24 protein-coding genes are annotated in these 22,631 nt (G+C 65.6%); 10 read left to right on the forward strand and 14 right to left on the reverse strand.

Annotated features, from left to right (window positions below):
* Positions 1-37 precede the first annotated feature (37 nt).
* Entirely contained in the window at positions 38-649 is a 612-nt protein-coding gene (locus IC762_RS24250; protein WP_195784726.1) for an NAD(P)-dependent oxidoreductase, read from the reverse strand.
* A 105-nt stretch (positions 650-754) separates the two neighbouring features.
* Here IC762_RS24250 and IC762_RS24255 point away from each other — a divergent pair, with 105 nt between their 5' ends.
* The gene (locus IC762_RS24255) at positions 755-1,141 is read left to right on the forward strand and encodes a winged helix-turn-helix transcriptional regulator (protein ID WP_195784727.1); all 387 of its coding nucleotides are present in this window, start codon (positions 755-757) and stop codon (positions 1,139-1,141) included.
* A gap of 25 nt (positions 1,142-1,166) precedes the next feature.
* On the opposite strand, the gene IC762_RS24260 is transcribed toward IC762_RS24255, so the two are convergent.
* Entirely contained in the window at positions 1,167-1,580 is a 414-nt protein-coding gene (locus IC762_RS24260) for a flagellar assembly protein FliX (protein ID WP_195784728.1), read from the reverse strand.
* Between the two features lie 296 nt (positions 1,581-1,876).
* Between IC762_RS24260 and IC762_RS24265 the strand changes: the two genes are divergently transcribed.
* From IC762_RS24265 to IC762_RS24280, 4 genes are all read left to right on the forward strand, one after another.
* On the forward strand, positions 1,877-2,968 hold the full coding sequence (locus tag IC762_RS24265) for a flagellar basal body P-ring protein FlgI (protein ID WP_433995920.1): 1,092 nt from the start codon (positions 1,877-1,879) through the stop codon (positions 2,966-2,968).
* Positions 2,968-3,345 carry a flagellar assembly peptidoglycan hydrolase FlgJ gene (gene flgJ / locus IC762_RS24270; protein ID WP_195784730.1) on the forward strand — a complete coding sequence of 126 codons (378 nt, stop codon included), beginning with the start codon at positions 2,968-2,970 and terminating at the stop codon, positions 3,343-3,345. Before IC762_RS24265 ends, flgJ begins: the two co-directional genes overlap by 1 nt.
* Entirely contained in the window at positions 3,345-3,839 is a 495-nt protein-coding gene (locus tag IC762_RS24275; protein ID WP_195784731.1) for a hypothetical protein, read from the forward strand. Before flgJ ends, IC762_RS24275 begins: the two co-directional genes overlap by 1 nt.
* A 160-nt stretch (positions 3,840-3,999) precedes the next feature.
* The gene (locus IC762_RS24280) at positions 4,000-4,383 is read left to right on the forward strand and encodes a hypothetical protein (RefSeq protein ID WP_195784732.1); all 384 of its coding nucleotides are present in this window, start codon (positions 4,000-4,002) and stop codon (positions 4,381-4,383) included.
* A gap of 3 nt (positions 4,384-4,386) precedes the next feature.
* Here IC762_RS24280 and IC762_RS24285 read toward each other — a convergent pair whose 3' ends face one another.
* The 3 genes from IC762_RS24285 to IC762_RS24295 form a co-directional block, all read right to left on the reverse strand.
* Positions 4,387-4,752 (reverse strand): hypothetical protein, encoded by a 366-nt coding sequence (locus tag IC762_RS24285; RefSeq protein ID WP_195784733.1) that lies wholly within the window; start codon positions 4,750-4,752, stop codon positions 4,387-4,389.
* Between the two features lie 9 nt (positions 4,753-4,761).
* On the reverse strand, positions 4,762-5,127 hold the full coding sequence (gene flaF / locus IC762_RS24290) for a flagellar biosynthesis regulator FlaF (RefSeq protein WP_195784734.1): 366 nt from the start codon (positions 5,125-5,127) through the stop codon (positions 4,762-4,764).
* Between the two features lie 205 nt (positions 5,128-5,332).
* Complete coding sequence (locus tag IC762_RS24295) at positions 5,333-6,493, reverse strand: flagellin (protein WP_195784735.1); 1,161 nt, start codon at positions 6,491-6,493, stop codon at positions 5,333-5,335.
* A gap of 361 nt (positions 6,494-6,854) precedes the next feature.
* On the opposite strand from IC762_RS24295, the gene flbT reads away from it, so the two are divergent.
* On the forward strand, positions 6,855-7,286 hold the full coding sequence (flbT, locus tag IC762_RS24300) for a flagellar biosynthesis repressor FlbT (protein ID WP_195784736.1): 432 nt from the start codon (positions 6,855-6,857) through the stop codon (positions 7,284-7,286).
* A gap of 70 nt (positions 7,287-7,356) precedes the next feature.
* Here flbT and IC762_RS24305 read toward each other — a convergent pair whose 3' ends face one another.
* The 5 genes from IC762_RS24305 to IC762_RS24325 form a co-directional block, all read right to left on the reverse strand.
* On the reverse strand, positions 7,357-9,237 hold the full coding sequence (locus IC762_RS24305; protein ID WP_195784737.1) for a flagellar protein: 1,881 nt from the start codon (positions 9,235-9,237) through the stop codon (positions 7,357-7,359).
* A gap of 1 nt (position 9,238) precedes the next feature.
* The gene (flgK, locus tag IC762_RS24310; protein ID WP_195784738.1) at positions 9,239-11,122 is read right to left on the reverse strand and encodes a flagellar hook-associated protein FlgK; all 1,884 of its coding nucleotides are present in this window, start codon (positions 11,120-11,122) and stop codon (positions 9,239-9,241) included.
* A 39-nt stretch (positions 11,123-11,161) separates the two neighbouring features.
* Entirely contained in the window at positions 11,162-12,970 is a 1,809-nt protein-coding gene (locus IC762_RS24315) for a flagellar hook-basal body complex protein (protein ID WP_195784739.1), read from the reverse strand.
* Between the two features lie 190 nt (positions 12,971-13,160).
* Positions 13,161-13,661: a peptide-methionine (R)-S-oxide reductase MsrB gene (gene msrB / locus IC762_RS24320; RefSeq protein ID WP_195784740.1), complete on the reverse strand. Its 501-nt coding sequence runs from the start codon at positions 13,659-13,661 to the stop codon at positions 13,161-13,163.
* Between the two features lie 61 nt (positions 13,662-13,722).
* Positions 13,723-15,219 (reverse strand): NAD(P)/FAD-dependent oxidoreductase, encoded by a 1,497-nt coding sequence (locus IC762_RS24325; protein WP_195784741.1) that lies wholly within the window; start codon positions 15,217-15,219, stop codon positions 13,723-13,725.
* Positions 15,220-15,313: 94 nt separating this feature from the next.
* Here IC762_RS24325 and IC762_RS24330 point away from each other — a divergent pair, with 94 nt between their 5' ends.
* Together IC762_RS24330 and IC762_RS24335 are read left to right on the forward strand one after the other, a co-directional pair.
* A complete protein-coding gene (locus IC762_RS24330; RefSeq protein WP_195784742.1) occupies positions 15,314-15,856 on the forward strand; it encodes a SixA phosphatase family protein in 543 nt (180 codons plus the stop codon).
* Between the two features lie 141 nt (positions 15,857-15,997).
* A complete protein-coding gene (locus IC762_RS24335) occupies positions 15,998-16,423 on the forward strand; it encodes a universal stress protein (RefSeq protein WP_195784743.1) in 426 nt (141 codons plus the stop codon).
* 71 nt (positions 16,424-16,494) lie between these two features.
* Here IC762_RS24335 and IC762_RS24340 read toward each other — a convergent pair whose 3' ends face one another.
* Positions 16,495-16,671, reverse strand: a complete 177-nt coding sequence (locus IC762_RS24340) for a DUF1127 domain-containing protein (protein WP_246801200.1) — start codon at positions 16,669-16,671, stop codon at positions 16,495-16,497.
* Positions 16,672-16,918: 247 nt separating this feature from the next.
* Here IC762_RS24340 and IC762_RS24345 point away from each other — a divergent pair, with 247 nt between their 5' ends.
* Complete coding sequence (locus tag IC762_RS24345) at positions 16,919-18,259, forward strand: PLP-dependent aminotransferase family protein (protein ID WP_195784745.1); 1,341 nt, start codon at positions 16,919-16,921, stop codon at positions 18,257-18,259.
* 76 nt (positions 18,260-18,335) lie between these two features.
* Here the strand turns inward: IC762_RS24345 and IC762_RS24350 are convergent, their stop codons facing one another.
* Together IC762_RS24350 and IC762_RS24355 are read right to left on the reverse strand one after the other, a co-directional pair.
* Complete coding sequence (locus tag IC762_RS24350; RefSeq protein WP_195784746.1) at positions 18,336-18,929, reverse strand: YdcF family protein; 594 nt, start codon at positions 18,927-18,929, stop codon at positions 18,336-18,338.
* 63 nt (positions 18,930-18,992) lie between these two features.
* A complete protein-coding gene (locus IC762_RS24355; protein WP_433995921.1) occupies positions 18,993-19,634 on the reverse strand; it encodes a hypothetical protein in 642 nt (213 codons plus the stop codon).
* 55 nt (positions 19,635-19,689) lie between these two features.
* Here IC762_RS24355 and IC762_RS24360 point away from each other — a divergent pair, with 55 nt between their 5' ends.
* Positions 19,690-20,124, forward strand: a complete 435-nt coding sequence (locus tag IC762_RS24360; protein WP_195784747.1) for a hypothetical protein — start codon at positions 19,690-19,692, stop codon at positions 20,122-20,124.
* Between the two features lie 106 nt (positions 20,125-20,230).
* On the opposite strand, the gene IC762_RS24365 is transcribed toward IC762_RS24360, so the two are convergent.
* A complete protein-coding gene (locus IC762_RS24365; RefSeq protein ID WP_195784748.1) occupies positions 20,231-22,630 on the reverse strand; it encodes an EAL domain-containing protein in 2,400 nt (799 codons plus the stop codon).
* Position 22,631: the final 1 nt, after the last annotated feature.

A 22,631-nucleotide genomic window follows, 5' to 3' on the forward strand; every position in this document is an offset into this window, starting at 1 on the left:
AAACTTATCCGCGCCGGCCGGGGGCCCCCCGAACCGGTCAATAACCGACCGTAAAACGCTTGCCGAGGTGCGCCGGACGCTCGATTTCGTCGGCGAGTGCAACTGCGAAATCCTCGAACGAGATCGAGCTCTTTCCGGCCGGATCGGTCAGGAGCTGGTCGGTGCCGAGGCGGAACTTGCCGGTCCGCTCGCCGGCCACGAACAGCGCCGAGGGCGACAGGAAGGTCCAGTTCAACTCCTTCTCCTGGCGCAGCAGATCGAGGAATTCGGCGCCTTTGCTGGCCTCGGCCTTGTATTGGGCGGGGAAATTGGGGGTGGTCACCAGCCGGACACCGGGCGCCACTTCGAGGCTGCCGGCCCCGCCGACCACGAGATAGCGGCCGACCTTGGAGGCTTTCGCCGCCCCGATCAGCTTGGCCGGATCGCTCACCGTGAAATGGACCGAAGAGATCGCAGCGTCATGGCCGGCCCACAGCGCGGCAAGCGCGGCCTGGTCGTTGACGTCGCCCTTCCGGGCGGTGACGCCGGGCAGATCGGCGATCTTCTCCGGATTGCGGGCGATGGCGGTCACGGTGTGGCCGCGGCGGGCGAGTTCCGCAGTGATGCGCGAGCCGGCCTGGCCGGACGCGCCGGCGATGGCGATCTTCATCTCAAGTCTCCGTTTGATGGTTTCCAATAGTGACTAGATAGCCAAATGGATGTAAGTGTGAAGAACGCACTTACGCGTCACCTGATTACGCGGGAGTAACCAGCGATGAAAGCCGCCAGCCCGAAACCGGACGCCTATGCCGCGAATTGTCCGACCCGCCAGATCCTCGATCGGGTCGGCGACAAATGGGCGGTGCTGATCCTGCTGCTGCTGCGCGGCGAGCCAATGCGGTTCAACCAGCTGCGCCGCGCGATCGAGGGCATCTCGCAGAAGATGCTCTCGCAGGTGCTGAAGAGCCTCGAGCGCGACGGGCTGTTGCGCCGCCGCGCCATCGCGACCGTGCCGGTCACGGTGGAATATTCGATCACGCCGCTCGGGCTGACGCTCGCCGAGGCGGTCGATCCGCTGCGCGACTGGGCTGAGGCCAATCTGAAGGAAGTGCTGGCGGCGCAACGCCGCTACGACACGCAGCGCAAGGCGCACGCAGCATGAGATGAGTTAGTCGATGGCGGAAGGATCAGTACTGGCCGGCCTTGGCGAGCTCGACCTCGACGCGCAGCTCGATCTCTCCGAGCACGGCATCGAGGCCGGGATCGCCGGAGGATTCCTTCAGATTTGCGGCGGCGGTGCGCAGCCGGCTCACCGTCGCGGCATCGAAGTTGCCGGAGAGCAATCCGAGCTTGAGATCGTCGAGCACATCGAGCGCGCCCTTGCCGCGCGCCACCGAGCGCTTGCGGCGTTCGGTCGGATCCTCGATGCCTTGCAGCGCCATCAGCGCATCGAGACTGGCTGTGGCCTTCGGCGCGGTGGTGGCGCGGACCTCGTCCTGCGCGGACGCAGCATCCGGCAGCGAGAAGCCGCTCGACGAGGTGCGGCGGGTCGAGCTGGTGGACGTGCCAATCGTGGTGCCGTTCGGTCCGGTGATGCGCATCGCATTGATCTCGCAGACTTGGGTAGCGCGAGCATCGCCGCCTTATGGTTAACGATGCGTAAACGACCCGGCAATTTCTGCCGTCGTCCGGCAGTTTCGCGCGGGCTGACAAACCGGAGAGAAATAGCGAGCCGACAATTTCGATAAAGCTATCAATACATTGCGCTGACGAAACGATATGGCACGCGACTGGCATGGTTAATGGCGGATCACCGTCATGGGAGTGTCGCGTGGTCCAAGAGTAGATTGAGGGGAGCATCGGGATGCCCGGCATCCGCAACGCGAGATTATTGGCGATGGGGGTCGCTGCGATGGTGGCGCTGGCGGCATCCGTCATGCCCGCAGCCGCGACGTCGCGGATCAAGGATCTCGCCAATATCGAAGGCGTGCGCCAGAACCAGCTGATCGGCTACGGCCTCGTGGTCGGCCTCAACGGCACCGGCGATACGCTCAACAACATCCCCTTCACCAAGCAGTCGCTGCAAGCGATGCTCGAGCGCATGGGCGTCAACATCCGCGGCGCCACCATCCGCACCGGCAACGTCGCCGCCGTGATGGTCACCGGCAATCTGCCGGCATTCGGCACCCAGGGCACGCGGATGGACGTCACGGTGTCCGCGCTCGGCGACGCCAAGGATCTGCGCGGAGGCACCCTGCTCGTCACCCCGCTGCTCGGCGCCGACGGCAACGTCTACGCGGTGGCGCAGGGCACACTGGCGATCTCCGGCTTCAACGCCGAGGGCGAAGCCGCCAAGGTGGTGCGCGGCGTGCCGACGGTCGGCCGCATCGCCAACGGCGCCATCATCGAGCGCGAGATCGAGTTCGCGCTCAACCGCCTGCCCAATGTCCGCCTCGCGCTGCGCAACGCCGACTTCACCACCGCCAAGCGCATCGCGGCCGCGGTCAACGACTATCTCGGGGTCAAGACCGCCGAGCCGATCGATCCCTCCACGGTGCAACTCTCGATCCCGCCGGAGTTCAAGGGCAACGTCGTCGCCTTCCTGACCGAGATCGAACAATTGCAGGTCGAACCGGATCTGGCGGCCAAGATCGTGATCGATGAACGCTCCGGCATCATCGTGATGGGTCGCGACGTCCGCGTCGCCACCGTCGCGGTCGCGCAAGGCAATCTCACCGTCACGATCTCGGAGAGCCCGCAGGTCAGCCAGCCCAATGCGTTATCGCGCGGCCGCACCGTGGTGACGCCGCGCAGCAATGTGCAGGTCACCGAGGACGGCAAGAAGTTCGCGGTGGTGAAGGACGGCGTCTCGCTGCAGCAACTGGTCGACGGCCTCAACGGACTCGGCATCGGCCCGCGCGACCTGATCAGCATCCTGCAGGCGATCAAGGCCGCCGGCGCGATCGAAGCCGACATCGAGGTGATGTGATGGCGAGCCTGATCAACAGCTCCGGCAGCAGCATGCCGAACAATGCGGCGATGCCGATCTACAAGGGCCGCCCCGATCCGGTGCTGCAGGATGCGCTGACGAAAGTTGCGCCGGACGCACAGGCCAAGGCGAAGAAGACGGCAACCGATTTCGAATCGATGTTCCTGAACACGATGTTCTCGCAGATGACCTCCGGGCTGAAGGGCGAAGGCCCGTTCGGCGACACCGTCGGCACCGGCGTGTGGCGCTCGATGCTGACCGACGAGTATGCGAAGAATTTCGCCAAGGCCGGCGGCGTCGGCATTTCCAACGAGGTGTTCCGCTCGCTGATCCTGCAGCAGGCGAACCAGGCGCATTCCGTCAAGGGAGCAGCGTGATGAATCAGCGTCCACAGCAGCGGCCAGTCAGCACCACCGCCAGGCCCGTGGCGTCGACGCCGCCCGACGTCGCACGGCTTGCCAACGAGTTGATCGAGGTGATGAGCGGGCTGCTCGTCGTCGTCGAGCAGGAGACCGCGCTGGTGCGCGCCGGCAAGGTCGCAGACGGCATGCGGCTCGAGGCGCAGAAGTCGGAACTGTCGCGGCGCTACATGGTCGCGGTGGAGCATCTGAAGGCGATGCAGAAGATGCTGTCGCAGACCGAGCCCGAGATGCTCGCGACGCTGAAGCGCCATCACGAGACGTTCCGCGCCATGCTGCAGGTCAATCTCACCGTGCTGGCGACCGCACACGCGGTCTCCGAGGGTATCGTGCGCGGCGTCAATGCCGAGGTGCAGCGCCGCAACATCCCGAACACCTACACCGCGAGCGGCCAGCGCGCCGCACCCGGCCCGCGCAACATGCGGCCGATCGCGATCAGCCGCACGCTCTGAGGCAATCGCGTACAATTTGCCTCAATTCGGCGCGCCGACGTCAGTGCGCCGTTCAGCGTGTTCTCTAACATGCTGTTGAGGGGTTCCCCGTAGAGTTGCGGACGGGAGTGGGTTGGGATTTGACTCAAGCAAACGAGTGCTAGCGCACTACGAGGCTGCCATGAGTACGGATTTCAACATCAAGCCGGTGGGTGCACCGGTTGCCGCGCCGATGGTCTCGCCCACCAGCCAGACCGCGCAGAAGGCGGTGCAGACCGAGTTGCCGGCGAGCCAGAGCGTGACCGCTCCAGAGCCGAGCGTGCGCGTCAGCATCGACCAGGATGCGCTCAACGCGTCGCTCGCAGATCAGGCCGCAACGAAGGACCAGGTGATCATCGACCGCGATGCCGGCACCGTGGTCTATCAGATGATCGACAGCCGCACCAACCTGGTGGTGCGGCAGTATCCCGAGGACGTGGTGCTGCGCCGCCGCGCCTATTTCCACACGCTCGACCTCGGCAAGGACGCGCCGACGCGGACCCGCGCGACCGATCGCAGCGCCTGAGTCTCAGGTCTTCTGCGCGGCGTAGGCCTTGTCGAGATAGGTCGATCCGGTCGCGGGATCGGTGACGACATTGGCGATCAATGCGGTGCCCTGCTGCACCAGCGAGAACTTGGTGTCGCCGATCCGGAAGGAGCCGTCCTTGATCAGCACGTCCTGGTACTTGCTGGTGCCCTCGCTCTGGTAGTGCACCTTGGCGCGGAAGCCCTGGACGTTCGACACCTCGATGTTGAACGACTTGTTGTTGGCGTACTTGCCGCCCCAGCTGCCCTCATAGAGGTCCGGATCGACCGCCACATAGGGCGTCTTCGAGGGGACAGTCAGCCCTGCGGCCTTGTAGTTGGCCGACAGGATGCTCATCAGGTCGGCCACGTCGCGGCCTCAACCGCGGCCGGACAGGCCGGCGGCGAGATGGCAGTTGATGTCGATCAGCGACTTCAGCTTGGCCGGATCCGGATTCATCTGGATGTCGACGGTCTGCTTCATCACGAACACGCCGATATTGGCGATGTTCTGCCGGACCTCGAGTGGCTGCGGATTGTCGTCGCCCTGCGCCGCGCTCAGGAAGATCGACCACAAACGGCGGTTGAACAGCAGCGCGTGATCGAGCGCCTTGTCGGCGCCGTTCCAGTTGCTCTGGACTTCCTGCAATTGCCGAGCAGCCTTCAGCAGCGCCTGCGCTTCGATTTCACGTGGGGATGCGGTCGTCGTCGACGTGCGAGCGTAGGCTTGGGCAGCATTGGACATTCATGACCTCGATGGTGCGGATTTCTCGAGCCGCGGACGCGCAATTCTAGCGCCCGGTATTTATGCGCCGCCTGCCTTTAAATATGGTTAGCAGCCGTTACGACATGCGCCCTTCCCGTGGCATGGAAAGACCCCGTAATGCTGCGGAAGCAAACGGAAAACGGCGGGGTCTCCCCCGCCGTCCGTGTCGCGTTCGTCGTCGTGCTCAGCGCAGCAGTTGCAGCACGCTCTGCTGGCTCTGATTGGCGAGCGCAAGCGCGGAGACCGCGATCGACTGCCGGGTCGACAGCGCCTGGCTGTTGGCCGCTTCCTCGTTGGTATCGGCCAGCGTCAGGTTGGACGAGCCGGTCTGCAGCACGTTGATCAGGTTCTTGGAGAAATCCTGACGGATCTGCACGATCGACAGGTTCGAGCCGAGCGTCGAGGCTTCGCTGCGCAACGCGGAGCTCGCCGAGCTCAGCGACGAGATCACGCTGTTCGCCGAGTTGTTGTCGAGGAAGTCGGTGCCGGCGGCGAGCGATTTCAGACCGAGGCCCGCGGCATCGAAGCTGACCCCGGTGATGCTGAGCGTCGACTTGCCGGTTTCGTTGAAGGTCAGCTTCAGGCTGTCGCCGCTCAGCAGGTTGATGCCGTTGAACGAGGCGTCCTGGGCCGTGGTCGTGATCTGCGCGATGGTGTTGTTGTACTGGGTCACCAGCGCGGCGCGCGCCGACTGCGAGGCCGCATCGGCGACCGGAGCGGTGGCGGCGCCGAACGTCGCGGTGCCGGTGCCGGTCAAGGTCACCGCACCGATCGTCGAGGACGCGGCATCGTTGGTCGTGGTGATGACGATCTTGTTCGAGCTGTCGAGGCTCGCCGTCAGATTGCTCGCGGCAAGCGACGAATTCAGCTGCGCCAGCGAGGTAGAGGCACCGAAGGTGAAGCTGAAAGCCGGCTGGCCGGCCGAGGCCACGATCGCCAGAACGTCACCGCTCTTGATCGTGGTGCCGTCGACGAGGTTCGCCGCCGTGCCACCGACGGCTGCCGCGGAGCTGGCGGTCGATCGCGAGGTATAGCCGGTCGGGCTCTGCAACACCTGGTTGGCGATCGACTTCGCGGTATCGACCAGCTTCTGCAGCGAGGTGATGCCGGTGTTGGCGGACTGCAGCACCTGCACGCCGTTGCCGATGCCGTCGAGCAGATTGTTGATGTCGCTGGCACGATTGTCGAGCGACTGCGCGGTGAAGAAGTTGGTCGGGTTGTCGAGCGCGGTGTTGACCTTCTTGCCGGTGGCAAGACGGTTCTGCGTGGTGGAGAGCAGATCGGCGGTGGACTGGAGGGAGAGCAGGTTCTGGCGAACCGACGAGGAGAGAACGATATCGGACATTTTCATACCTTTCTGGTGTGAAACTGAGAGAAACAGCCGCGGCGATCCTTTCTGACCGGGCGGATGCGGACATCGTTGCGGACAAGCCGCGAAGGAAAAAGAAATCTTCGCGACGGCATTTTAGGCAAATGCGGGAGAATAAATGATCGCCGCCACACGAAGTCCGTCCCGAAAACTACTGAGGTCACGGCGATTCCCCTGCGCCATCGGCGGCCCGGATGGCCCGTCTTCACCAACCGTTAACCATCATGGGAAAGGATCGCAGCCGCATCGGCCCCGAGCTGCAACGGCGGTTGCTAAGCAGTGCCGAATTCAATCCGCTGCGACGACGTCACGCGACTGCCGGCAAAGGAGAACGGGCATGGCCTTGAAGGTCGAACTCAAACCGAACGAGCGCATCATCGTCGGCAATTGCGTGATCACCAACACCGACCAGCGCGCCCGCCTGCTGATCGACGGCGACCGCATCCCGATCCTGCGCGAAAAGGACATCCTGACGCCGGAGACATCAGACACGCCGGCGAAGCTGATCTATCTCGCCGTGCAGCTGATGTATCTGTCGCCCGATCCGATGGCGCATCACCCGACCTATTTCAGCCTGGTGCGCGACATCATCACGGCGATGCCGAGCGCCTGGCCGTTCATCGAGACCATCAACAACTTCATCCTCAACGGCGATCTCTATCACGCGCTGAAGGAATCCAAGAAGCTGATCGCGCATGAGGAGAAGCTGCTGGAGACCGCGCGGAGCCTGCAGAGCTCCGGACAAGCCGACGCGCGCAAGAGCGCCTGAGCGGCCCTCGCCCCGAAGAAAAGGCCTCCGCGAGGAGGCCTTTTGTGTTTCGGGGCCTGGTGCCGCGCGATCAGCCGATCGGCAGATATTTCAGCAGCGTCGTCTGGTACAGCATCGACGTCGTCTGATACGACGCCTGCAGGCTGGTCTGCAGCGCCAGTATCTTGGTCGCGACCTCGTCCTGATTGATGCCTTCGACCTGGTCGAGCATCGTCTCCGCCATGCCCTTGAGCTGGGTCTGGCGATCGGTCGCCGCCTTGGTCGCGGTCTGCGCGCCGGCGAACTCGGCCTGCACGTCCTGGATCTGCTGCTGGCCGTTCTGCGGCGCAAGGTTTGCGGCAACGCGCTGCGCCAATGCCGTCACCTGCGCACTGGCATTCGGGTTGCTGGCGTCGATCGTCACCGCCGCATAGACCGCGACGTTTTGCAGCATGTAGCGGAACGCCTGCTCATTGGCGCGCGCGCCATATTGCACCGAGATCGACTGATCGACCTGTGCCACCGCGGTGCCGCGCGCCGAGCCCGCGCCGTTCTCGCCGGTGTACCAGGTGACCGTATTGGCCGGCGTGCCCGCGACCAGATTGGCTGCAGTGTCGAACGGCGGACCGCCGACCCGCAACGGCGCCGCGGTCGCGGTGGTGTTGTTGGCAATGCCGAGTGCGCCGAGCGCCGCCGTGTTGGAGCTCGAAATCGACAGATCCGCGCCGTCGGCGCCGTGCAGCGTGATCGCACCGTTGCTGACGGTCGACGGATTGGTGCCGCTGATCTCGTCGATCTTCGAAAGCAGCGTCTGCACACTGTCGGTGACGTTGAGCTGGTTGCCGGTCGCGCCCGAGGCCACGAAGGTGATCGGCGTGCCGTTCACCGTGATGGTGTCGCCGGCCGCGAAGCTTGTGGAGAGCGAGTCGGTGCCAACAGCCCCTGACAGCGCCGTCGCGCCGGTGATCGGCGCCGGCGGCGTATTCTGGTTGTTGACGGCCGCACCCGAGACGGTCGCGACTGGATTGAAGAAATTGTTCGACGCCGCGACCGCGGAGGCCGCGACCAGCGAGGTGTCGCTCAGCGTCTTGATCGACGACGTCAGCGTCGATTGCAGGTTCGCCGTCGTCGCCGCGGTATCGGCGCCGATCAGGAACGAGCCCGCTGGCGGCGGGTTGGTCGTGGTCGCGGTCAGCTCGATCGCTTCGGTGCTGCCGTCGGGCAGCGCGAAATTGAACTTGATCTTGTCGCCGTCCTTCGGATTGACGGCGCCGAGATCGACCGACGCCGTCTTCGGCGTGCCGTTTGGCTGCGTCACGCTGGCGCCGCCGGTCAGCGAGGACTGCACCGACAACAGCTTGAGCCCGAACGGCGAGCCGTCCTCGGCGACATCGGTCACCGTCGTGGTCGCCGGCGGCGACGACACGGTCAGGCGGCCCATCTTGGCAGTGCCTTGATCGGCCTGCTTGCGCTCATCAATCAGCTGCGTGAGGCCGGCCTGCGTCGCCGTGCCGTGCAGCATGGTGTTGGCGGATACCGTGGCCGGCGTATCCATGGCGCGGCCGGAGAACAGATAGCGGTCGCCGGACTGGCTGTTCAGCATCGACACCGCGTTGGAGAAGGCGGCCTGCGCCGTGATCTGACCCGAGGTCTGGCCGTTCTGGTTGAGCGTCAGCGTCGCCGTGGTCGCTGCTTTCTTCACCTGGGCGTTGATGTCGGACAGACCTTGCAGGGCGAGATTGGCGACGCCGAGGCGCGTGTTGAGGTTGGTCGCGGTGTCGGCGAACGCGTTGATGCTGCTGATCTGCGCCCGCAGGCTGAGCCCGAAGCCGCGGTCGAGCCCCTGCCCTGCATAGGTCGTCGACACCTTCCCGGTAGCAAGCTGCGTCGTCAGGTCGTTGAGCTGATCGCGCAGGTTGGTGATCGTGGTGCCGATATAGGAAGTCCGGCCGCTGACGCCTGAGATCGTCATGTTAGCCTCCGATCTGCAGCAGCGTGTCGTACATCTGCTTGATCGACGACATCACGCGCGCATTGGCGGAGTATGCATTCTGCAGCGACAGCAGATGCGCCATCTCGTCGTCCATGTTGACGCCGGAGACCGCATCCATCTTGCTTTGAAGCGTGTTCAACACGACGTCCTGGCCGTCGGCGAGCTGCTTGGCGGCGGTCGCCGCCTCGCCCTGCTGGCTGATGAACTGCTTGGCGAAATTCAGCAGCGTGCCGGTGAACGGCGCGCCGGTGGTGCCGAGGCCGGTCTGCGGCGAATAGCTGTACGACGTGGTCGACAGCTGCTTCAGGATCAGGTCGGAGCGCGTGGTGTCGCCGGCCGGCGTCTGCGGATTGGTCGAAAACAGCACCATGCGCGAGGGATCGCCGACCAGGGCAGTATTGACGCTGATGCGCGCGGCAAGCCCCGTGCTTTGCGAGCCGCTGGCAGTGATCGCGCCGGTGTAGAGCCCGCCATTGTCGGTGAACAGCGGCAGTTGCGGATCGCCCGAGGTCAGCGACGACACCGTCGTGGTGACGGAGGCCGCGGTCACGTCGGCGCGGTTGCCGACGCCGTCGTCGAGCACGCGCAAGGTCGATCCCGACGGATTGGAGAATTGCAGCCCCGTGGTCGCACCGAGCGCGCCGTTGAGCTGCGCCAGCACCGAACTCATGCCACCGGAGAAATCGACGCCGAGCACCTCGTCGTTCGGATCTGTTGTCGCGTTGTTGCTCAGCGGCAGCACGCTTGGATCGTTGACCCGGACGATCGACAGATTATGCGTCAGGCCGGTGCTGTTGTCCTTGTAGCTGACATGGATGACGTTGCCGTTCTGCAGCCCGGACAGGTCGAGGTCGTAGCCGGACTGTGCGCCTGACGTGGCGGCAGTGCCCGCGGATGTCTTGTCCGACAGCGCGCTCGCCATCGAGGCGGCGAACTGGTCGATCTGCGTCTGCGCCTTCACCAGCGTGTTGTCGCGCAGCTCCAGATACGCTGCGATCTTGCCGGAGCGGATCGAATTGGTCGACACCATGTCATAGCTGCCGCCATGCGGGAAATTGATGGTGATGGTGCCGACCGAGCTCTTGGTCGGATCGGAATTGTACTGCGTGTTGGGCGTCATCGTGCCCTGGGCATTGAAGCTGAGCGTCGCCGCCTCGGTGCCGACCAGCTGCACGCCGGAATTGGTGAACACGGTCACCTGGTTCTGGCTGTTGGTGACGGTGCGGATGTCCATCAACTGCGACAGCTGGCTGATGTACTGATCGCGCTGGTCGAGCATCGCCGCGGTCGAGGCGTCGGTCTGGCCACTGGTGGCCTGCAGCTGGACGTTGATGCGGGCGATCTGCTGCATCGCGTTGTTGGCGGTGTTGACGGAGTCGTTGATCCCTGCCTCGGCGTTGGCGCGCAGGGTCTGGATGCCCTGCGATGTCGCGTTGAGCTGCTGCGCCAGGGACTGCGCGGCATTGACGGCGCCGATCCGCGCCGACTGCGATTCCGGGCTGGTCGACAGGCCCTGCAGCGCGGTCAGGAACTTGTTGTAGGAATCCTCGATCGTGCCGGTGGAGTCCGGGTTGCCGTAGACGCCCTGCAGATTGGTCAGGAAGTCGGAACGGACGTCGGCATAGGCCGCGCCCGAGGTCTCGGTACGAAGCTGGGTCTGCAGGAACTCGTCGAGCTGGCGGTTGACGCCCGATATCAGCACGCTGGAGCCATAGGCGCCGGTGGTGCCGGCGACCTGGTTCAGCGTCTTCTTGACGTAACCGGGCGTCTCCGCATTGGCGACGTTCGACGACACGAGCGACAGCGAAGCCTGCGTGGCGCGCAGGCCCGACATCGCGGTGGAGAGGGCTTGGCTCAAACCCATGATCTGCTACTCGCCTTTACCAGGTATCGGCATCGTCGATCAGCGCATCACGTTCAGGAGATCCTGAACCATCGAATTGGTCGTGGTGATGACCTTGGTGTTGGCCGAATAGGCCTGCTGGGTGACGATCAGCTTGGTGAACTCGTCGGCGATGTCGGTGTTCGAGCTCTCCAGCGATGACCCCACGATGGTACCGGCCTTGCCGAACAGCGCCGCGCCCGATTCGTCGGTCGCCTCGAAGGCGCCGCCGTCGATCCGCTTGAGGAAATTGGTGCCGTTGAAGGTCGCCACCGATATCTCGGCGAGGTCGATATTGCGGCCGTTGGTGTAGTTGCCGACGATCCGGCCGTTGGTGGAGACGCTGACCGATTGCAGCTGGCCGGCCGGGAAGCCGTCCTGCTGGATCTGGTTGACCTGGACGTTGCCGTTGGAATCCGCGAACTGGGTCACGCCGCCGGACCCGAAATTGATCACGGGGCTGCCGAGCGAGACGCCGTTGACGACGGCATTGTCGAGCGTGACGGAAGAGATCGCCGGCGACATCTGGCCGTTCGCCCCGAAGGTGAAGTTGACGTTGACGTTCTGCCAAGCAACTTGCGTGCCGGTCGCGTTGGGATTGACCTGGTAGAACAGGTTCCAATTGTCGGTATGCCCGGAGCCGAGCGACGAGCTGTCGGTCTTGGCCCAGCGGAGCTGGAGATTCACCGGGGCGCCCGACACATCGTAGGCGGTGACCGCGCCACCCGAGACCGACTCGTCCAGAAAGGTCGAATTGTCGTTGCCGACGACCTGGCCGGTCCCGACCGTGCCGCCGCCGCCGCGATTGGCCGCCGCCGAGCCGGTGAAGCCGAGCGCCTGCAGCGCGGTCGAGTTCGAGCTGGTGACCAGCAGGTCGGCCGAGGTGCCGGAATGCAGCGTGATGGCGCCGTTGCTGGCGATCGAGGATGCCGTGGCCGTCCCGGAGATCGAATCGATCTTGGCGAGCAGCGTGCCGATGCTATCGGTGATGTTGAGCTGGTTGCCGGTCGCGCCCGAGGCCACGAAGGTGAGGACGGTGCCGTTGACCGTGATGGTGTCGCCGGCGACGAAATTGGCCGAGATCGAGTCGCTGCCCGCGGTGCCGTTCAGCTTGGTGGCCGATGTGTTGGCCACCGACGGTGTCGCCTTGTTGTTCTGCGCAGTGCCGCTGACCGCGGCATCGGTGTAGGGCGCGGCCGGCGTGCCCAGCGTCAGCGGATTATGGCCGTTGCTGAACGAGCCCGGCCGCAGCAGTTCTGAGCCCGGCACCGAGGTGTCGTGCTGGGTGGTCAGGGGATAGGACGCGAGGTTGGCGCGATAGTCGATCTTGGTGGTCCGCTGCGCCGGCAGGAAGTCGTTCTTGAAACGCAGCACCTGCGGCGAAGAGCCCGAGGGGTTGCCGGTGGTCGGGTCGATCGGCACGCCCTCCAGATAATAGCCCGCGCCGTTGACGAGGTAGCCGTCCTTGTTGAGCTGGAAGTCGCCGCGGCGGGTGTAGCGGTCGACGCCGTCGAACACCGGGGAGCCATCGGTGAAGCTGCCGGGCTTCTGCACCGCAAAAAAGCCGTTGCCGTTGATCGCCATGAAGGTCGCGACCTGGGCCGACTGCACGTCGCCCTGCACCGAATTGGTCGAGCGCGACTGCGCGGTGACGCCGCCGGCGAGCTGCGCGGTCACCGCGGTCTGCGGAATCAGGTCAAGGAACGAGGTATCGATGCGCTTGAAGGCCGTGGTTTGCGAATTGGCGATGTTACCGGAGACGTTTTCGAGCGCGTACGACTCCGCGCGCAAGCCGCCGACCGCCGTCGTGAGAGCGCCGAAGATACCCATGACATGTTCTCCAATTCGATTCCCGCGCGGCTGGCCAGCTGGCCGCGTCGGTGGAACATGTCGCAAGGGTCGTGCCAAGAAATCAGGGGAAACAAAATGTAACAAAATCATCCGCTTGAAAACGCGACCCCGATCGTTAAAGCGGGGTCGCATTTGCCGGCCGGCAACAATTGCCGGGAAGGAAGCGTCGTCAGGTCGCCGACGGCGCGGCCGGGTGGAACACCAGCGCAAACCCGTCCATGCAGTAGCGCAGGCCGGTCGGTTTCGGGCCGTCGTCAAAGACGTGGCCGAGATGGCCGCCGCAGCGGCGGCAATGGATTTCCGTGCGCAGCATGCCGAAGGTGCGGTCCTCGGTCTTGCCGACCGCGTTCTCCAGCGGCTGATAGAAGCTCGGCCAGCCGGTGCCGCTCTCATACTTGGTCTCGGACGAGAACAGCGGCAGGTCGCAGCCGGCGCAGGCGAAGATGCCCTTGCGGTGTTCCTTGAGCAGTGGACTCGACCCCGGCCGCTCGGTGCCCTCCTTGCGCAGGATCTCGTATTGCTGCGGCGTCAGCTGCGCACGCCATTCGGCGTCGGTCTTCTCGATCTCGAACTTCTCGGCGGCCTGGGCCGGCGAGGCGCGCAGCCAGCGGAACGCGGCGAGGCCGAACAGGCTGGCGACGGAAGCAAGCAGGATGCGGCGGTCGATCATCGATGGTCTCCGATGCAAAATTGTCCGTGTCGCCAATAGGTACGAACCCCGCGATGAGACGTTACATCCGCCCGTCGGAGATCCGCTCACTTTCTTGCGAGGCGTGAGGATACGGCTCACCGCCGTCCTCGGGCTGCCGCGGCGCCGGCGGCGGCACCGGACGGACCGCGCCCGGTGGCGGCGGACGGCGCGGCGGCGGACGCCTGGCTCCGGCCTTGAGATTGGCCTCGGCGAGCCGCGCCTCGCGGGCCCGCTCTTTCGCACGTGCCCCCTCGCGGTAGCGCGCCAACGCACCCGCCGCGGACGAGACACCCCTCGCCCACAGGCCGATGAAATGGCCGGCGACCCGGCCGGTGGCGCCGCCCGCCCAAACCAGCTCGAACGGCGAAAACAGCCGCCAGCGATCGTCGCCCCACAGGATGCTGCGCGCGATGATCTGGCCGGCAATCGCCGAGTTGCTGAGCCCGTGCCTGCCGAAGCCGCTCGCGACCCACAGGCCCCGGCGCAGCTGGCCGATCTGCGGCATGCCGTGCACGGTCACGCCGACCGCGCCGCCGAACACGTCGGCGATCGGCACCTTGCCGAGCTGCGGGAACACGGTGGCGATCCGCCGCTGCACCGCCGCGCCGAAACGCTTCGGCCGCGCCGCCCACGTGGTTTCCGGGCTCGCCCATAACAGGCGGTCGCCATCGACGATGCGGAAATGGTCGATGCCGTCGCTGTCGGTCACCGAACCGGAGAACGCGATCGCCTCGGCAAGCCGCTCGCCGAGCGGCTCGCTCAGCGCCGCATAGCGCCAGACCGGCAGCAACGTATCCGACAACCGCCGCAGCGGCGCACCGAGATGGATGTTGCCGGCGAGCACGATGTGGGTGGCGCGCAGCCGCGCCGACGGCGTCACGATGCGCTTGCGGATGCCCGAGAAGTCGATGCTGACGACCGGCGTCTCCTCGAAGATCCGCGCACCCGCGCGCGTCGCCAGCGCGGCAAGGCCATGGACATATTTGCGGCCGTCGACCTGCAACGCCTTCGGATAATAGATGCCGTGGAAGTAGCGAGGCGTCCTGAGCACGCTGCGCACGCGATCGACCTGCCAGCCCTCGACATCGGTCGCAAAATCCTCGCCCAGGGTCTGCAGCCGGCCGATCAGGGCCTCGCCGGCATCGACATTGGAGACTTCGAGCACGCCCTCGCTCGGATTGATGCCCGGCATCAACTCCTCGGTGGCGGTGGCGCGGACATAGTCGACGCCTTCGTTCGACAGCGCCCACAGCGCGCGGGCATGATCGCGCCCGACCCGCTCGATCAGGTCGGTGACCGGCAGGCCAAAGCCCGGCATCACGGTACCGAGTTGATGACCGGACGCGTTCCAGCCGACCTGACGGCCTTCGAGCACGGCGACACTGGCGCCAAGCCGCGCCGCTTCGCGCGCCACCGTCAGGCCGGCGAGCCCGGCCCCGACCACGCAAATGTCGACATCGAGATCGAACGCCAGGCGGTTGCGGAACGGCGAACCGCCATTGGGGCCGTCCGCCGCACTTGTGGAAGTCTCGCTCATGGCGTTTCTTACGAACCGCTGCGGCGCTTGTCACCTTGTCCAGGGCATGAGCCTGTAGAATTAATGCCACCTGACCGAATCGAGATCGACATCCATGCGCCGTTTGCTGCTGCTGCGTCATGCCAAGACCGAACCCGACGCACCGTCCGGACAGGACCAGGACCGTCGGCTCGACGAGCGCGGCCACCGCGATGCGGCGGAGATCGGCGGCTGGATCGCCGCGCATCCGCCCCTCCCCAACCTCGCACTGGTGTCGCCCGCTGTCCGCACGCGCGAGACCTGGGAGATCGTGCGCGATGCGATGAAGAGTGCCGGACCGCAGCCGAAAGTCGAATTCCTGCCGGAACTCTATGGTGCCGATCCTGCGCAATTGCTGACCGCGATCCGGATGGCATCGGTGACCGATCCGAAGCGGCTGATGCTGATCGGGCACAATCCCGGCATGCACGAACTCGCGCTGACCTTGACCGGCAGCGGCGACGAGGCCGCCCAGCGCGCGCTCGGCGATAACCTGCCGACCTCGGGGCTAGCCATCTTCGAGTTCGCGACCGACGACTGGAATGAGGTGTCGTTCCGCCGCGGCAAGCTCGTCCAGTTCGTCAGCCCGAAACTGTTGAAGCAGGCCTCGCGCAACTGACGCGGGCGGACATTGCGGTTCCGCCGTGATATATTGCCGTCGCGCGACAGGGGACTGGTTCGCGTCGACACAAGAAAAAGAGGGCGCGTCCTGACACCAGGGACACAACGGCTCCAGACCAATCGCGGACAGGAGGCGCCGATGTACAAGTCCATTCTCGTGCCGATCGACCTCGCCGATACCGATCTGGCGAAGGGAGCGATCGCAACCGCTGCGACGCTGTCGCAGACCTGGAGCGGCTCGGTCCGCCTGCTCAACGTGCTGCCGATGACGCCGGTGATGCTCGCCGAATATGTGCCGGCGGATTTCGACAGCCAGCAGCGCGAAACTTCGGAAGAGGCGCTTGCAATCGTCGCGCGCGAATCCGGCATCGAGCATGCGCGCATCTCGGCCGTCGTCCGCCAGGGCGGCATCTATCATGAGATCCTCGAGGAGGCTGCTGCGATGAAGGCCGACCTGATCGTGATGACTTCGCACCGCCCGGCGATGCGCACCTACTTCCTCGGCTCCAACGCCGGGCATGTCGTGCGCTACGCCAAATGCTCGGTGCTGGTGGTGCGGCACTAGCGGCAGCGGAAGTCCACCTCTCCCGTGGGAGAGGTCAACCAGGCGCACGTGGCGCAGCGTCCCTTACTGTCTCAGCGGGTTCGGATCCGCACCAGCTCGAGATCGAGATCGCCGGTCACGGCGCGCTCGATATGGCAGCGCGAGATCCCGATGTCGCGCAGCATGCGGTCGTCGAGCTGACGCAGCGTCTTGATCGCGTCGTGGCGCATCCAGTGGGTCACGAGGGCATCGCCCCATGCTCGGATCAATCGGAGCAATCCGTTTCCGATTCTAGGCCGCGCGGGGGCCGCCCCGGCCGAATAGATCGTGGTCATCGTCATCTCCTTCGGAGCCCGCGTGGCAACACTATATCTTTGGCGCAAATGCCGTTTTCAGCATTGCGCCTTGACGACTTCGGATTGCTTGCGCACTCCTCAGTGCAATCGCGGGCTTGTTCCTCTCTAAATGATCCGGTACACTTCTCGGAGCAAGTGAAACATTGCTCTCGGTGCAATAATGTCGAGATTCGAATATCTGAAGCTGGCGGATGTGGTGGCTGCCGAGATTGCGTCCGGGGCGCTGAAGGCCGGCGACCGGCTGCCGCCGCAGCGGCATTTCGCCTATGACCGCGGCATCGCGGTCTCGACCGCGAGCCGGGTCTACACCGAGCTGCTGCGGCGTGGACTCGTGGTCGGCGAAGTCGGCCGCGGCACCTTCGTTTCCGGCGAGACGCGCCGCGCCGCGCCGCCAAACGAACCGCGCGGCGCCCGCATCGACCTCGAATTCAACTATCCGCTGCTGCCGCACCAGGCGACCATGATCGCAAAAAGCCTCGAAGGGCTGGAGCGGCCCGAAGTGCTCGAAGGCGCGCTGCGGCCGGCGACCAGTTTTGGCACCCGCGCCGCGCGCACCATCTCGGCGGAATTTTTGGCGCGCAAGAGCTGGCAGCCCAATCCCGACCAGATCGTGTTCACCGCCAACGGCCGGCAGAGCATTGCCGCGGCGCTCGCGGCGGTCGTGCCGCCCGGCGGACGCTGCGGCGTGGAGGCGCTGACCTATCCCTTCGTCAAGGGCATCGCCGCGCGGCTCGGCGTAGCGCTGGTGCCGCTCGCGATGGACGAGCACGGCGTGCGGCCGGACGCCGTGCAGAGGGCGCATCGCGAGGCGCATCTGTCCGCGATCTACATCCAGCCGACGATCCAGAATCCGCTGAGTATCACCATGCCGGCCGAGCGCCGCGCCGAATTGCTGCGCCTGGTCGAGAAGCTCGACCTCACAATCATCGAGGACAGTGTGTACGGCTTCCTCGACGACGAGGTGCCGCTGGCCACGCTGGCGCCCGAGCGCTGCATCGTACTCGACAGCCTGTCGAAGAAGGTTGCGCCCGGCCTCGCGCTCGGCTTCCTGATCGCGCCGCCGCGGCTGCGCGAGAGCATCATGGCCGCGGTGCGCTCCGGCGGCTGGACCGCATCGGGCTACGCCTTCGCGGCGGGACAGCGGCTGATGGCCGACGGCACCGCCGCCGAACTGTCACGGCTGAAGCGGATCGATGCCGGACGCCGCCAGCAATTGGCGGCGAAGCATCTGGCCGGCTTCGAGGTCCAGACCAACGCAAAATCCTATCACCTCTGGCTGACCTTGCCGCCACACTGGCGCTCGCAGACGCTGGTCGCGGCCGCCGCGCGCCGCGACATCGCGCTGACGCCGTCGACGACCTTTGCGGCCACGCCGGGCCACGCGCCCAACGCGGTGCGGCTCGCGCTCGCCGCGCCGCCGATGGAGCAGCTCGACATCGGCCTGCGGACGCTGGCGGGCATGCTGAGCGCGACCGAAGAGGATTTCGACACGACGGAGTGACGTAGCGTTTTCGAGCGAAGTGGATTTCGGTTCGCGTGAAGAAAACGCGTCAAACAAGAAAGCCTGATTGCGCTCCTCAAGCGACCGGCCACTCCGCGATAAATCCCTTGGCCCTGTACGGCTCGATCTTGTCCCATTCGCTGAGCACGCGGCGGCGGAATTCCGGATCGGTGTGCCAGCGTGCCCGCGGGACCGCAAAACTGTCGACCATCACCAGCATCTTGGTCACCTCCGGCCAATGCCGCTGCAGCGTCATCGGATAGCGCCGCGCCGTCCAGGTGTTGCCGAGGCAGATCACGCTTTTGACATTGGCGCGGCCGAGCGTGGCCTCGATCACCGGCAGCGAGAAGATCACGTTCTCGCCGGTGTTTAGTGCGCGATGCTCCTCGAGAATGCGGTCCGCCGGCACGCCGCGCGCGACCATCGCAGCCTTGATGATCTCGCATTCGGAACGGTGATCGCCGGCCGTCACGCCGCCGCTCACGATCGACCAGCGCGCAAAGCCGTCGCGCCACAGCCGCACCGCCGCCTCGACCCGCTCGGCGACATCGACGCGGGTGCCGAACACGAACAGCAAATCGGCTGATACAAGCGGCGTCTCGATCAGATGTTGCGCATTGATCGCGGCGATCTCGTCATCCGACGGCATCCGCAGACTTCGATCGTCCAAACCCCTGCTCCCCGGCCCCGACTTCGCGTGCCAACGATGCCGTGCGCGGGCGCGCGCACGAAGTCACGTTTCATTGCTCTTGATTGCGGGCGGCAACAGCGCATCAGGCAGTTGATCGAAACCGTAGCGCCGCGGCCGGTTGCGGGTCAGGAAGCCGCCGACCTGCCAGGCGAACAATGCGGCAAAGCCGACCAGGAACAGCGCGCCCGTCCAGTTCGCGGTGAGCAGCGCCCGCAGCAGCAGGCCGAGCATCGCAACCGCGAGGCATGCCAGCAGCGCAAGCGCAGCAGTGTAGGTCTTCGGCCCGAGGCCACCGGTCAGCACGGCGCGGCTGCCCGCCGCCTGCATCCGACGATGCAGCGCGACGATGAAGTCGCGATAGAGATCGCCCTGCGGCGCCACCAGCGTCGCGGTCTGCCAGCTCGTCGAGAGGATCGCGATCCGGCCGCCTTTGGCGTTGTCGATGTCGGCGCGAAAGCGCTGCCGCTGCATCGACACCGGCCGATAGGACAGCTTCACAGCCGAGATGTCGGCGTAGTTCCATACGCCCGACCTGCCCGCGATCCGCCATGACAGCCCGCGATCGGTCAGCTCGAACTGGTGCGCGGAGCCGACCAGGGACGCCCGGTACGCGTAGCGCACCGTAGCGCCCTCGCCCGCTTCCGACCGATCCTGCAATGGTGTTGGCAATCCGCCGATCCGCATCCCTGATGCGCGCACGCGCTTGCGCGGCACATGGCGGCTATCCTACAAGCGGGCCATGCCCGAGACGACCACTTTTCCGCGTTATCTGATCCTTGGCGGCGCGATGGTGACAGGCGTGCTGCTGGCGCTCGCCGTCCACATGCTCGGCGCCCGCTACGGGCTCGATCTCGGCGGCCTCTGGCGGTCCGATACCCACGAATTCATGCCGGCGGGCGCAGCGATTGCGTGGTGGCTGATCGCGTCGGTCGGATTCTCGGGCGGCTATTTCACCGCCAACCTGATGCACAGCGCGGCGGCCGGCCAGATCCCGCGGCGGATGCGCCAGTTCCTGATCGTGATCGGCGTGCTGATCCTGGCCGGCACCGGCCAGGCGGCCGCGGCGCCGAGCACGGGGTCGACGATCTCAGCCGTGCTCGCCGGCCTTGCCGCGCTCTGCCTCGGCGCCGTGATGGCGTTCTGCGGCGCCTATTTCGCTTTGCGCAAGGGCTAGAGCATTTTCGGTTCTGATTGAATCAGAACCGAAGCTCTAGCTTTTTGTTTTGACGCGTTTTCTTCACGCGAACCGGTATCCACTTCGCTTGAAAACGCTCTAACCCTCACGCCACCGAACGTTTCGGCGTCCAGAGCAGCATCTTGGCGACCTCGGAAGCCGGCCGCGGCGGGCTGAACAGATAGCCCTGTGCCTGGGTGCAGCCCTCCTGCCGCAGCAGGTCGAACTGGGTATCGGTCTCGACGCCCTCGGCCGTGGTCACGATGCCGAGGCTCTTGCCGAGGCCGGTGACCGCGCGCACGATCGCCATCGACTCCTCGCGCGTCGCGAGGTCCATGACGAAGGAGCGGTCGATCTTGATCTTGTCGAACGGGAAGCTGCGCAGATAGCTCAGCGACGAGTAGCCGGTGCCGAAATCGTCGAGCGATATCCGGATACCAAGGGCGCGCAGCTCGTGCAGCACGGCCAGCGTCCCCTCGCTGTTCTGCAGCAGCACCGATTCGGTGATCTCGAGCTCGAGACGCGCCGCCGTAAGGCCGGAGTCCTCGAGTGCCGCCTTCACCGATGCCACCAGGTTCGGATTCTTGAACTGCACCGCGGACAGGTTGACGGCGACCGCGATCTCCTCGGGCCAGCCCGCGGCATCCCTGCAGGCCTTGCGCAGCACGATGTCTCCGAGCGGCACGATCAGTCCGGTTTCCTCGGCGACGGGAATGAAGTTGTTCGGTGCGATCAGGCCGCGCAGCGAGTGATTCCAGCGCGCCAGCGCCTCGAAGGCGACGATGCGATCGCCCTCGACGTCGCGGATCGGCTGGTAATAGACCGCGAACTCGTCGCGCTGCAGCGCCAGCCGCAGGTCGCGCTCGAGCATCCGGCGCGCCTGGGCGCGCGCGTCCATGCCGGTCTCGAAGAAGCGGTAGGTACCGCGGCCGTCGGCCTTGGCGCGGTACAGCGCGAGGTCGGCCTTCTGCAGCAGTTCGTCGGGATCCATGCCGTCCGCGGGGGCCAGCGCAATGCCGATGCTGACGCCGATCACGAGCTGATGGTCGCCGACCTCGTAGGGCGCGGCGATCCGCTCGACCACCCGGCTCGCCAACGCCGATATGGTGGAGGCTTCGCTGTTGCTGCAGAATTGCACGATCGCGAACTCGTCGCCGCCGAGCCGCGCCACGGTATCGTGCTCGGTCGCGCATTCGCGCAGCCGGCGCGCGACTTCGCGCAACAGCCCGTCGCCGATCGGATGCCCCAGCGTATCGTTGATTTCCTTGAAATGATCGAGATCGAGGCAGAGCACCGCGATCTGGTCGGAGCGCTTGGCAAGCCGCAGCGCCTTCTCGAGCTGCTCGCGGAACAGCGTCCGGTTCGGCAGGTTGGTCAGCGCGTCATGCCGCGCCATGTGCGAGATCTGGTCCTGGGCCTGCTGCCATTCGGTGATGTCCTCGAAGGTCGCGACCCAGCCGCCGCCCTTCATGGGCTGGTCGACGACGCGGATCGCGCGACCGTTGCGATTGATGATCCGCGTCGCGGTGTTGCCTGCCTTCGCTTCCGATATCAGGCTGGCGCAGAATTCCTCGGGATCGCCGTCCCACTCACCAGTCGAGCGCAGGTCCTGCAGCACATCGATCAGAAGGCGCCCGTGCAACGACACTCCGCCGCCCATCATCTCGTTGTAGCGCTCGTTGAACAGCATGATGCGGCCGTTGGCGTCGAACATGCACAGTCCCTGCGACATGTTTTCGAGCGCGGTGTCCAGCACCACCTTCTGCTTGTGCAGCTCAGTCTTGGCGCGGCGATCCAGCACCGAGGCGATCAGCGAGATGCCGAGGATGGCGAAGGCCGCAACCGCGGTCATGAACGAAAGCACGCGCGGCGAGATCGAGAGCCCGTCGGGGACGATCGTCGGATCGGGCACCAGCGTCACCGCACCCATCGCGGTGAAGTGGTGCGAAACGATCGCGATCGTCAACAGGCCGGTGGCCATCGCGGTGCTGCGAATGTGTTCGCTGCGCGTGGCGACGACGAGCGCAAGCGCGCCGAACAGGCTTCCGAACAGCACGGACGCCGCCACGATGCCGGGCGACCAGACGATCCGCGCCGGCAGCTCGAGCCCCAGCATGCCGGTGTAATGCATCGCCGCGACGCCGACACCGACGATTGCGCCACCGGCCGCCGCCGTCCACCAGCGCGTGTCGAGCAGGGCGACGGCGAGGCCGACGGCGAGGATCGCGACCGCGAGCACCAGCGACACGAACGTGATGGGGATGTTGTATCCGGCCTCGATGCCGGGGTCATAGGCCAGCATGGCGACGAAATGGGTGGCCCAGATGCCGCAGCCGCCAACCGTCGCGTCAAGCCCGATCCAGATCTCCCGGGAGCGGCCGTGCGCAGCGCGGGCACGGTGAAACAGGCTGATCGCAACTGCGCTGGCGAGCATGCAGATGACGCCGCCGAGGACGACCAACCGCCAGTCATGTTCCAATGTGAGACAAGTCAAAACGCGATACATT

This window comes from Bradyrhizobium genosp. L (genome assembly GCF_015624485.1).
Lineage (GTDB): Bacteria > Pseudomonadota > Alphaproteobacteria > Rhizobiales > Xanthobacteraceae > Bradyrhizobium.